14 protein-coding genes and 1 other RNA gene are annotated in these 10,840 nt (G+C 60.9%); 9 read left to right on the forward strand and 6 right to left on the reverse strand.

Annotated elements, in window-relative coordinates; translation table 11 throughout:
- The first annotated feature begins 199 nt into the window (after positions 1-199).
- On the forward strand, positions 200-850 hold the full coding sequence (locus tag ACRESH_RS12635) for a gamma-glutamylcyclotransferase (protein WP_431742310.1): 651 nt from the start codon (positions 200-202) through the stop codon (positions 848-850).
- 10 nt (positions 851-860) lie between these two features.
- Here ACRESH_RS12635 and ACRESH_RS12640 read toward each other — a convergent pair whose 3' ends face one another.
- Entirely contained in the window at positions 861-1,838 is a 978-nt protein-coding gene (locus ACRESH_RS12640) for an NADPH:quinone oxidoreductase family protein (protein WP_431742311.1), read from the reverse strand.
- Positions 1,839-1,994: 156 nt separating this feature from the next.
- Between ACRESH_RS12640 and ACRESH_RS12645 the strand changes: the two genes are divergently transcribed.
- The gene (locus ACRESH_RS12645) at positions 1,995-2,399 is read left to right on the forward strand and encodes a flagellar basal body-associated protein FliL (RefSeq protein ID WP_431742312.1); all 405 of its coding nucleotides are present in this window, start codon (positions 1,995-1,997) and stop codon (positions 2,397-2,399) included.
- 90 nt (positions 2,400-2,489) lie between these two features.
- On the opposite strand, the gene ACRESH_RS12650 is transcribed toward ACRESH_RS12645, so the two are convergent.
- Positions 2,490-2,939, reverse strand: a complete 450-nt coding sequence (locus tag ACRESH_RS12650; RefSeq protein WP_431742313.1) for an EVE domain-containing protein — start codon at positions 2,937-2,939, stop codon at positions 2,490-2,492.
- Positions 2,940-3,119: 180 nt separating this feature from the next.
- Here ACRESH_RS12650 and ACRESH_RS12655 point away from each other — a divergent pair, with 180 nt between their 5' ends.
- Complete coding sequence (locus ACRESH_RS12655; RefSeq protein ID WP_431742314.1) at positions 3,120-3,260, forward strand: hypothetical protein; 141 nt, start codon at positions 3,120-3,122, stop codon at positions 3,258-3,260.
- On the opposite strand, the gene ACRESH_RS12660 is transcribed toward ACRESH_RS12655, so the two are convergent.
- From ACRESH_RS12660 to ACRESH_RS12675, 4 genes are all read right to left on the reverse strand, one after another.
- Positions 3,261-3,887 carry a 5-formyltetrahydrofolate cyclo-ligase gene (locus ACRESH_RS12660; RefSeq protein WP_431742315.1) on the reverse strand — a complete coding sequence of 209 codons (627 nt, stop codon included), beginning with the start codon at positions 3,885-3,887 and terminating at the stop codon, positions 3,261-3,263.
- 83 nt (positions 3,888-3,970) lie between these two features.
- Positions 3,971-4,148: non-coding RNA, 6S RNA (gene ssrS, locus ACRESH_RS12665), on the reverse strand.
- Between the two features lie 18 nt (positions 4,149-4,166).
- Positions 4,167-4,484, reverse strand: coding sequence for a cell division protein ZapA (locus ACRESH_RS12670; protein ID WP_431742316.1), 318 nt, complete (start codon positions 4,482-4,484; stop codon positions 4,167-4,169).
- Positions 4,481-4,690, reverse strand: coding sequence for a TIGR02449 family protein (locus tag ACRESH_RS12675; RefSeq protein ID WP_010221172.1), 210 nt, complete (start codon positions 4,688-4,690; stop codon positions 4,481-4,483). Before ACRESH_RS12675 ends, ACRESH_RS12670 begins: the two co-directional genes overlap by 4 nt.
- 152 nt (positions 4,691-4,842) lie before the next feature.
- On the opposite strand from ACRESH_RS12675, the gene ACRESH_RS12680 reads away from it, so the two are divergent.
- From ACRESH_RS12680 to ACRESH_RS12705, 6 genes are all read left to right on the forward strand, one after another.
- Positions 4,843-5,397 (forward strand): YecA family protein, encoded by a 555-nt coding sequence (locus ACRESH_RS12680; RefSeq protein WP_431742317.1) that lies wholly within the window; start codon positions 4,843-4,845, stop codon positions 5,395-5,397.
- Positions 5,398-5,419: 22 nt separating this feature from the next.
- Positions 5,420-6,754, forward strand: a complete 1,335-nt coding sequence (gene pepP, locus ACRESH_RS12685; RefSeq protein ID WP_431742318.1) for a Xaa-Pro aminopeptidase — start codon at positions 5,420-5,422, stop codon at positions 6,752-6,754.
- On the forward strand, positions 6,751-7,944 hold the full coding sequence (gene ubiH, locus ACRESH_RS12690; protein WP_431742319.1) for a 2-octaprenyl-6-methoxyphenyl hydroxylase: 1,194 nt from the start codon (positions 6,751-6,753) through the stop codon (positions 7,942-7,944). The genes pepP and ubiH overlap by 4 nt, the downstream gene beginning before the upstream one ends.
- 2 nt (positions 7,945-7,946) lie before the next feature.
- Positions 7,947-8,429 (forward strand): DUF4442 domain-containing protein, encoded by a 483-nt coding sequence (locus ACRESH_RS12695; RefSeq protein ID WP_431742320.1) that lies wholly within the window; start codon positions 7,947-7,949, stop codon positions 8,427-8,429.
- Positions 8,430-8,438: 9 nt separating this feature from the next.
- Positions 8,439-9,656, forward strand: coding sequence for a 2-octaprenyl-3-methyl-6-methoxy-1,4-benzoquinol hydroxylase (locus ACRESH_RS12700; RefSeq protein ID WP_431742324.1), 1,218 nt, complete (start codon positions 8,439-8,441; stop codon positions 9,654-9,656).
- Positions 9,657-9,770: 114 nt separating this feature from the next.
- On the forward strand, positions 9,771-10,772 hold the full coding sequence (locus ACRESH_RS12705; protein WP_431742321.1) for an extracellular solute-binding protein: 1,002 nt from the start codon (positions 9,771-9,773) through the stop codon (positions 10,770-10,772).
- Positions 10,773-10,840: the final 68 nt, after the last annotated feature.

A 10,840-nucleotide genomic window follows, 5' to 3' on the forward strand; every position in this document is an offset into this window, starting at 1 on the left:
TTATTGCCAGTAACGTAAATAACTTTCGCTACACTTGAAACAACACCCCGTGGTTTTCTCAAAGCCTCGCTACAGGGCGCTTTCTGGGTGTGGTGAGGCTTGTATTCAATACACAATCTGCCGTACGGTAAGTGCGCGGATGATGTATTCGTTTACAGTGACTCACTTCAGTAGTTCACGAGGAGTTCTGGCGGCAGCTATGTCGGCGATTGAAACTGCATCTTTGAATGTGGCCTATCCTCCGTTGCTCGACTTCGGACAACAACTGTCTCGCGAGCAACTTCAGTTTTCGGTACAGCACACCATGTCCCGCCACCAGGGTGGCCCGGTCTGGCTGTTTGCCTACGGTTCGCTTATCTGGCGCCCGGAGTGCAATGCCGCCGAGCGCCGACGCGCCAAGGTGCATGGTTATCATCGCGGCCTTTACCTCTGGTCCCATGAGCACCGGGGTACTCCGGAGTGTCCGGGGCTGGTCTTCGGCCTGGACCGGGGTGGCTCGTGCGGCGGATTTGCCTATCGCTTGCCGGACGAGCACCTGGAAGACTCCTTGTTGGCTCTGTGGCAACGCGAGATGCCTTACCCGGCTTATCGGCCACACTGGCTTACCTGTCGCCTCGACGATGGCAGCAAGGTCCAGGCTTTGGGTTTTGTGCTGGAGCGGCATCTGCCGTGCTACGCCGGCAACCTGCCGGATGATCTGCTCAGTCAGATCTTCGCCAATGCCAAGGGGCGCTATGGCAGTACCCGTGACTACGTCGAGCAGACCCTCAATGCCTTGCGCAGTCACGCCATGCCGGATCGCAACCTGGAAGCCCGGTTCCGGCGCTGCCATTCTCTCGGGCAACTATAGGGCGGGAGTCCTACCTCATGGTCACTACCAGCTTTCCCACCGCTTTACGCTGACCGAGCCTGTCGATGGCTGCCCCGGTCTCGGCCAACGGGTAGGTCTGCGACACCAAAGGCTTGAGCCTGCCCTCGGCGAACCAGGTAAACAGCTGCTTGAAGTTCGCTGCGTTGTCGGCCGGCTGGCGCTGGGCAAATGCGCCCCAGAACACCCCGAGCACTGCCGCACCCTTGAGCAGCGCCAGGTTCACCGGTAGCTGCGGGATGCGTCCACTGGCAAAGCCCACCACCAGCAGGCGGCCATTCCAGGCAATGCCGCGCACTGCCTGGTCGAACAAGTCGCCGCCGACGGGGTCGTAGATTACGTCGACGCCATTGCCGCCGGTCAGGCGTTTGATCTCATCCTTGAGGCTGTGCTCGCTGTAGTTGATCAGTTCATCGGCACCGGCGGCCTTGGCCACGGCGAGCTTCTCGGCGCTGCTGGCTGCGGCGATGACCCGCGCGCCCATGGCCTTGCCGATTTCCACCGCCGCCAGCCCGACACCACCCGAGGCGCCCAGCACCAACAGGGTCTCGCCAGCCTTGAGCTGGCCGCGTTGCTGCAGGGCATGCATCGAGGTGCCGTAGGTCATGCCAAAGGCGGCTGCGCGGGTGAAGTCCATTTGCTCAGGAATCGGCAGCACGTTATAGACCGGTACGGCCACCTGCTCGGCAAAACTGCCCCAGCCGGTCAGGGCCATGACCCGGTCGCCGACCTTGAGAGTGGTGACCATTTCACCTACCGCGCTGACGATGCCGGCCGCCTCTCCACCGGGAGAGAAGGGCAGCGGCGGCTGGAACTGATACTTGCCCTCGATGATCAGGGTGTCCGGAAAGTTGACCCCGGCTGCATGCACATCCAGAAGGATCTCGTTTTTCTTCGGCACGGGACTTGCGACCTCTTCCAGGACCAGGTCCTGAGCCGGGCCCAGGGTTTTACACAGCACTGCTTTCATCGGGACTATTCCTTTGCGCGTAGTGGCCGATAAGTGTAGGTGGGTCAGGTGCCGGGTCAACGAGCATGGCCCGTCCTGATAGGCCGGCATAAGCCCGGGCTTGGGTTTGACCGGTGCGCTGGGTATGCTGGCGCCAACTGTTTGAGGAGCGAATTCGTGAAAGCGTGGATCTTGATGGTACTGGCGCTGATGCTGCCGATGGCGGCCATGGCCGAAGAAGCCAAGGAAGGGGAGCCGAAGGTCTCCTACATCTCTCTGAGCCCACCGTTCGTTGGCAACTATGCCCTTGATGGCGGTCCGAAGCTGCGCGTGTACAAAGCCGACGTAGCCCTGCGGGTCAACAGCGATGCGGCCGCGACTGCGGTAAAACATCATGAGCCGCTGATCCGCAATCAGTTGGTGGCGCTGTTTACCCAACAGAACCTGGAAAGCATGAGCAATGTCGAGGCCAAGGAGAGGCTGCGTCAGGAAGCCCTGAAGCAGGTCCAACAGGTACTGGAAAACGAAGAAGGCAAGCCGATGGTTGATGATCTGTTGTTCAACAACCTGATCGTGCAGTAACCCGCACGGTCCCCAGGACGTCAGGCTGCGGCGAAAACGTCCCAGGATAGCGGCAAGGCGTTTCGGGGTATGTTGGCTCGTCTGCCCCGTTTAACGCAGTGCGAGTACTGCGGCCCATTGTTCAGGGGTAACCGGCATTACCGACAGACGGCTACCTTTCTGAACCAGTGGCAATTCGGCAAGGGCCGCCTGCTGTTTGAGGTAACCCAGACCCAGGACTTTGCTGAAGGTCTCCACATGGGCAACGTCGACCGCACTCCAAGGGTTCTTCTCGTCGTTGGCCTTGGCATCGAAGTAATGGCTTTGCGGGTCCAGGGCCGTCGGGTCGGGGTAGGCGGCGCTGCTGATCCGGGCGATACCGGCGATGCCGGGCTCGGGGCAACTGGAGTGGTAGAAGAAAAACTGGTCACCCGCCGCCATGCTGCGCAGGAAATTGCGTGCCTGATAGTTGCGAACGCCGTCCCAGCGCGCTTGCTGCAGGCGCGCCAGATCCTTGATCGAGAGTTCGTCGGGCTCGGATTTCATTAGCCAATAGGCCATGGGTGCTGCTCCTGGCGAAGTTAGAAATAACCTGTTGCATGAAACCGACAGTCGGTTGGCGTCAAGGTTTGCGTGTCGTCTCAGGTTGTCGGAGAATGCGCCACTTTTAAGCTTGACGCTGCTGCAACCATTTAAAAAAAGTTGCTGACACGTGATCAGTTTGCCTGAGGGGGGCAATCGATGAATCGCAAACCGGACTTGCTCTGGATCCTGGTGTTTCTCTTCGGTTTGGGTGTGGTCACTACCGGTTATGCGCAAAGCCTTTGGGAGCGCAAGCTCGACGCTCCTTACCAAATGCCGGTCAATCCGCAACAGCGTTGATCACTTCGCTGGCGCTTCGTAGACAGGCGCCAGGTACCAACCACGGTCCGAGACCGTTCCTTGTAGCGGCACGTCCCAACTGGCCAGGGCCAGACGTTCGACTTTCTGGCATTCATGGGCCAGGCCCAGCAGCAAGGGTTTTTTCCAGGCTTTGCGACGGGTCTGATAGGCCAGGCTTCGATCATAGAAGCCACCCCCCATGCCCAACCGGCCACCTGCTTGGTCAAACCCCACCAGCGGCAGCAGGATCAGGTCCAGCGCCCAGATCGGTCGTTGTCGTGCCAGGCTGATGTGTGGTTCGGGAATGCGAAAACGGTTGGGGCGCAGTTTTTCGCCGTGCTCGATGCGCTGGAAGACCATTTTGCTTTTCGGCCAGGCGTGCAGCACCGGTAAATAGGTGCGCTTGCCGCGCCGTTGGGCTTCACGCAGCAGCAGGTGTGGGTTGATCTCGCAATCATTGGGCAGGTACAGGGCGATGTGTCGGGCGCGGCGGAACAGCGGATGCTGGGCCAGTTGCCGGTACAGCCCAAGCGCTGCCTGACGTTGCTGGGCCGGGCTCAAGGCGCGGCGGGCATCGCGTAACAGGCGGCGGAGTTGGGGGCGGGTGAGCGGCGCGGTGTCGGTCATGGCACGGGCGTTCCCAGAGAGGGCTGTCGCGCCAGGGGCGACAGCTCGATTTGCCCGCTTGATGGCGCGGGCAAAGGTAATTCAGGCTCCCCGACGAACCGCTGTCGGTGTAGCCCTTGAACCCGAAAGTTCAAGGTGGAGATTGCAGGAGGCGTTAAGGCTTTCCGTCAAGCGGACATGCACACCGGCCCCACGTGCAACCCCCGTGGTTGTGCGTATCGGCTCAGGGACATGACCGACTGGCAAGCACTCCAGGGAGTGGCGCCAGTATACCGATACTCAACCCTTATTTGAATCTTGATCGTCGGCCAGCGCCTGATCGACGCGATCGAGCAGGTCACGTACCTGTTCACGGGTGGCGCCGCCTGCTGGTACTTCAGGGCGTTCCTGATTGTGCAGCAGGTCGTGGGTGATGTTCAGTGCAGCCATCACAGCTATCCGGTCGGCACCGATCACTTTGCCGCTGCTGCGGATTTCGCGCATTTTGCCATCCAGGTAGCGCGCGGCGCTGACCAGGTTGCTGCGCTCTTCAGGCGGACAGATGATCGAATATTCTTTGTCGAGGATCTGAACAGTGACGCTATTGCTTGAACTCATGAGTCTTGCTCCAGGGCCTTGAGTCGCAAAATCATCGATTCGACCTTACGCCGGGCGATTTCGTTTTTTTCGATGAGGTGGGCGCGCTCCTCGCGCCAGGACTTTTCCTGAGCTAATAGGAGTGCATTTTGCCGTTTTAGTTGCTCGACTCGCTCAATCAGCAGTTCGAATCGGCCCATCAGCGCTTGCAGATCGTTCTCTTGCATTGGTTGCCACTCGATTCGGTCTGGCGGGTGGTTGCCCGGTTTGTGCCCCGGCCTGCCCCGAGTTGGCCACGTCGATGGTCTTGGCGCGCCTGCCGGTGCTAGGATACAAGGTCTTCATTCTAGTCATTGCGCCGTCTGGCGCCTAGTTGCCCATGCCCAATACCAATTCGCCGTACACCGCTTTCGCCACCTTGCTCAGCAGCAACGGGCATCCTGTTTCCCCTGCCGAACTGCACGGGCTATTGCTCGGACGCAGTTGCGCCGGTGCCGGCTTCGATGCCGAGGCCTGGTTGGCCGATGCCGCCCACCTGTTGGAAAACGATCCGGCAGACAACGTTCGCAACGCTTTGATCGGCCTGCAGGAGATGGTCAAAGGCGAACTCACCGGCGACGATATCACTGTTGTATTGCTGCTGCCGGGCGATGAAGCCGCGCTGACCGAGCGGGCTGCCGCCCTGGGTGAGTGGTGCAAGGGCTTTCTCTATGGCTTTGGCCTGAACTCAGGTGGTCTGAGCCTGAGCGGCGAAGCCAAGGAAGTCTTGCAGGACCTGGACGCGATCTCTCAGGTCCAGGACGCCCTGGAAGAGTCCGAAGACGGCGAAAGCGACTATATGGAAGTCATGGAATACCTGCGTGTCGCACCGCTGCTGCTGTACACGGAGCTGGCCAAGCCGGTCGCGCCTGCAGCCAAACCTTCGCTGCACTGATTGTAGAGGGACCCCACTGCCCATGAGCCATATCCCCAAGTCGGAATACGCCCGTCGACGCAAGGCGCTGATGGCGCAGATGGAGCCCAACAGTATTGCCATCCTGCCCGCTGCCGCGGTTGCCATTCGTAACCGCGACGTCGAGCATGTGTACCGCCAGGACAGCGATTTCCAGTACCTCAGCGGCTTCCCCGAGCCCGAGGCGGTGATCGCCCTGATCCCCGGCCGCGAGCACGGCGAATACGTGCTGTTCTGCCGTGAGCGCAATCCGCAGCGTGAGCTGTGGGATGGGTTGCGTGCTGGTCAGGATGGTGCGATCCGCGACTTTGGCGCCGATGACGCCTTTCCCATCACTGATATCGACGACATCCTGCCCGGCCTGATCGAAGGCCGTGACCGGGTCTACTCGGCCATGGGCAGCAACCCGGAATTCGACCGTCACCTGATGGAGTGGATCAACGTGATCCGCTCCAAGGCCCGTCTTGGCGCTCAGCCACCGAACGAGTTCGTTGCCCTGGATCATCTGCTGCACGACATGCGCCTGTATAAATCGGCAGCAGAAGTAAAAGTGATGCGCGAAGCCGCAGCCATTTCCGCCCGGGCCCATGTACGGGCCATGCAGGCCTGTCGTGCCGGCTTGCGTGAGTACAGCCTGGAAGCCGAGCTGGATTACGAGTTCCGCAAAGGTGGGGCGAAGATGCCGGCCTACGGCTCGATTGTCGCGGCCGGGCGCAACAGCTGCATCCTGCACTACCAGGAGAACGACGCGCTGCTCAAGGACGGTGATCTGGTATTGATCGACGCCGGTTGCGAGATCGACTGCTACGCCAGCGACATTACCCGTACCTTTCCGGTCAGCGGGCAGTTCTCGCCGGAGCAGAAGGCGATCTACGAACTGGTGCTCAAGGCCCAGGAAGCGGCGTTTGCCGTCATTGCGCCGGGCAAGCACTGGAACCACGCCCATGAAGCGACGGTTCAGGTGATCACTGAAGGGCTGGTGGCGTTGGGGCTGCTCAAGGGTAAGGTCCAAGACCTGATCGAAAGCGAAGCCTACCGGGCCTTCTACATGCATCGGGCCGGACACTGGTTGGGCATGGATGTGCACGATGTTGGTGAGTACAAGGTCGGTGGCCAATGGCGCGTACTTGAACCGGGCATGGCCCTGACGGTGGAACCTGGCATCTATATCGGTGCCGACAACCAGAGTGTCGCCAAGAAATGGCGCGGCATTGGTATACGTATCGAGGATGACGTAGTGGTAACAAAGCAGGGCTGTGAAATCCTGACCTCAGGTGTGCCGAAGACGGTCGTCGAAATCGAGGCCTTGATGGCTGCCGCGCGCAGTGCTGCGGCATGAATCGGGTGAACCTGGCAATCATTGGTGGTGGCCTGGTCGGCGCCAGCTTGGCGCTTGCCTTGCAAGCCGGTGCCAAGGCCCGCAGCTGGAAGATCCTGCTGATCGAACCCTTCGCACCGGGTGACACTTACCAGCCAAGCTATGACGCACGCTCCTCGGCCTTGTCCTTTGGCACCCGACAGATCTACGAGCGCCTGGGCCTGTGGCAGCAGATCGCCCGCCGGGCCGAGCCTATCCGCCAGATCCAGGTCTCCGACCGTGGCCGTTTTGGCGCCACGCGTCTGGATGCGCTGGAGGAAGGTGTTCCTGCTCTGGGTTATGTGGTGGAGAACGCCTGGCTGGGTCAGTGCCTGTGGAAAGGCCTGGATGCCGAGGTGGTGAGTTGGCGCTGTCCGGCTGAAGTAACCGCCATGCAGGCGCTGGAAGACGGTTATCGCCTGTCGCTTAACGACGACACCCTGGTTGAGTGCGACCTGGCGGTGCTGGCCGATGGTGGTCGCTCCGGGCTGCGTGAGCAACTGGGCATCCATGTCAGCCAGAGGCCTTACAACCAGAGCGCGTTGATTGCCAATATCACCCCGAGCGAAGCCCACTGTGGCCAGGCTTTCGAGCGCTTCACCGATGAGGGGCCAATGGCCCTGCTGCCATTGCCGGAAAACCGCTGTGCGCTGGTCTGGACCCGCGCCGGCATGGACGCCAAGCGCCTGGCCGAACTGGACGAGCGTAGCTTTCTTAGCGAGTTGCAGGGTGTGTTCGGCTACCGTTTGGGCACGTTGCGTCAAGTCGGCGCACGGAATCTGTACCCCTTGTCGCTGATCGAGGCCCAGGAGCAGGTGCGTCCACACCTGGTGGTCCTGGGCAATGCCGCCCACAGTCTGCATCCGATTGCCGGGCAGGGCTTCAACCTGTCCCTGCGCGATGTGCAGTCGCTGGCCGAAGGATTGCTGGCAGGCCCTGCCGTTCCTGGTGATTTTGCTACGCTGCAAGCCTATCGCGAGCGTCAGCGCCTGGACCAGGACTTGACCGTGGGTTTCTCCGACCGGGTCACCCGTTTATTCGGCAACGCTCAACCGCTGATTGCCACCGGGCGAAACCTGGGGCTGCTCGGGCTCGATCTGTTGCCACCGGCCAAGCGCTGGTTTGCCCGCCAGGCCATGGGTCTGGGAACCCGTCCGGACCCACGGAGCTGAGCATGGGCGATCCGCGCAAACTGGCACGGCGTGCGCGTATGCTGCGCTGGATGCTGAATATTTATCCGCCCTACATCGGTGCCGGCATTCGCGTGCAAAGCATTAGCCCGGACTTTCGCCAAGTGAAGGTGCGCATGGGCCTGGGCTGGTTCAATCGCAACTATGTCGGCACCCAGTTTGGCGGCAGCCTGTATTCGATGGTCGATCCGTTCTACATGCTGATGCTGATGGAGCTATTGGGCCGCGAATATATTGTCTGGGACAAGGCGGCCAGTATCGATTTTGTTGCTCCGGGCAAAGGTCCGGTGTTCGCCGACCTGCGCATCGACGATGGGTTGCTGGCCGAGATTCGCGAGCACACCGCAGGCGGCAAGAAATACCTGCCACGACTTCAGGTCGGTATCCGTGACGCTGCCGGTGAGTTGGTGGCGCAGGTCGACAAAATCCTTTACGTGCGGCTAAAGCCGCAAGCGAGACAGGCTTAAGGCATGGAAATGCGCGCAGATCTGTTGATTGTCGGTGCCGGTATGGTCGGCAGCGCCCTGGCCCTGGCATTACAGCACAGTGGCCTGGAAATTCTCCTGCTCGACGGCAGTCCGCTGTCGATCAAACCCTTTGACGAGCAGGCCGCCTTTGAGCCACGGGTCAGTGCCCTGTCGATGGCCAGCCAGCGCATTCTCGAACGCGTGGGGGCCTGGCAGGGGATTGCGCAGCGACGTGTAAGCCCCTACTCGGACATGCGCGTCTGGGACGGCAGTGGCACCGGTCAGATCCATTTCTCGGCGGCCAGCGTGCATGCCGAGGTGTTGGGGCATATCGTCGAGAACCGGGTGGTCCAGGATGGTCTGCTGGAACGCCTGCATGACAGCGAAATTGGCCTGCTGGCCAACGCGCGCCTGGAGCAGATGCGTCGCTCCGGTGACGAGTGGCTGCTGACCCTCGCCGATGGCCGTACGTTACGCGCGCCGCTGGTAATCGCGGCCGACGGTGCGAACTCGGCGGTGCGGCGCCTGACCGGCTGCGAGACCCGCGAGTGGGATTACCTGCACCACGCCATTGTCACCAGCGTGCGCTGTGCCGAGCCGCATCAGGCCACAGCCTGGCAACGCTTTACCGACGATGGGCCGCTAGCCTTCCTGCCACTGCAGTGCGATGGCCGACAGGATTGGTGCTCGATCGTCTGGTCGACTACCCCGGAACACGCCGAACGCCTGATGAAGTTGGACGATGTTGATTTTTGCGCGCAACTCGAACGCGCCTTCGAAGGCCGCCTTGGCGCTGTGCTGCAGGCCGACCCACGGCTCTGCGTGCCGCTGCGCCAGCGCCATGCCAAACGTTATGTGGCCGAAGGCCTGGCCCTGATCGGTGACGCTGCGCACACCATTCACCCGCTGGCTGGGCAGGGGGTCAACCTGGGCTTTCTCGATGCGGCCGTACTGGCCGAAGAGTTGCTGCGTGCCTATGAACGGGGTGAGCGGCTGGCGGATGTGCGCGTATTGAGCCGCTATGAGCGTCGTCGCATGCCGCATAACCTGGCGCTGATGGCGGCCATGGAAGGTTTCGAACGTTTGTTCCAGGCTGATCCGCTGCCGTTGCGCTGGTTGCGCAACAGTGGCCTTAAATGGGTCGAGCAACTGCCTGAGGCGAAAGCCGTGTTCGTTCGTCAGGCCCTGGGCCTGAGCGGCGACCTGCCGGAACTGGCGCGAGCCTGAAGCCAGGTCTTTTTTTTCGTAACATCTGGTAACTCCTCCCCGGTGAGTTCAGTTGAGAAGGCAAATAGGATTAACTACCATTTGCGCCTCTATTTGAACTCCGAGGACTGCACCATGTTGCCACGCAAGCACGTATTGGCCGCCCTGGCTCTGACCCTGTTGGGCGGCACCGCCCAAGCGGCGGACGAGGTGGTGGTGTATTCCTCGCGCATCGACGAGCTGATCAAGCCGGTGTTCGATGCTTACACGGCCAAGACCGGGGTCAAGGTCAAGTTCATCACCGACAAGGAAGCTCCGCTGATGCAGCGGATCAAGGCCGAAGGGCAGAACGCCACCGCCGACCTGTTGCTCACCGTCGATGCCGGCAACCTCTGGCAGGCCGAGCAGATGGGCATCCTGCAGCCGATCAAATCGGACGTGATCGACGCCAACATTCCCAAGCAGTACCGCGCCTCGTCCCATGACTGGACGGGTCTGAGCCTGCGTGCACGAACCATCGCCTACTCCACCGAGCGGGTCAAACCCGAAGAGTTGAGCTCCTACGAAGCTTTGGCCGACAAGAACTGGGAAGGTCGCCTGTGCCTGCGCACGGCGAAGAAGGTCTACAACCAGTCGCTGACCGCTACCCTGATCGAAACCCACGGCGAGAAGAAAACCGAGGAAATCATCAAGGGCTGGGTCAATAACCTGTCCACCGACGTGTTCTCCGATGACACTGCGCTGCTGCAAGCCATCAATGCTGGCCAGTGCGACGTCGGTATCGTCAACACCTACTACTACGGTCGCCTGCACAAGGAAAACCCGAAACTGGCGGTCAAGCTGTTCTGGCCAAACCAGGCTGACCGTGGCGTGCACGTCAACCTGTCGGGCATCGGCCTGACAAAATATGCCCCACACCCGGAAGCCGCCAAGAAACTGGTCGAGTGGATGACCGGTGAAGAAGCCCAGAAAATTTTTGCTGGTGTGAACCAGGAGTTCCCGGCCAATCCGAAAGTCGTACCTTCGGAAGAAGTGGCGGCCTGGGGTTCATTCAAGGCTGACTCCATCCCGGTTGAAATCGCGGGTAAACGTCAGGCTGAAGCGATTCGTCTGATGGATCGGGCTGGCTGGAACTAAGCGCAAGGCTTTATCCTTCGCGGGGCAAGCCCGTTCCCACAGATTTCAATGTGGGAGCGGGCTTGCCC

Origin of the sequence: Pseudomonas sp. (assembly GCF_050739775.1) — a bacterium.
Taxonomy (GTDB): Bacteria; Pseudomonadota; Gammaproteobacteria; order Pseudomonadales; family Pseudomonadaceae; genus Aquipseudomonas.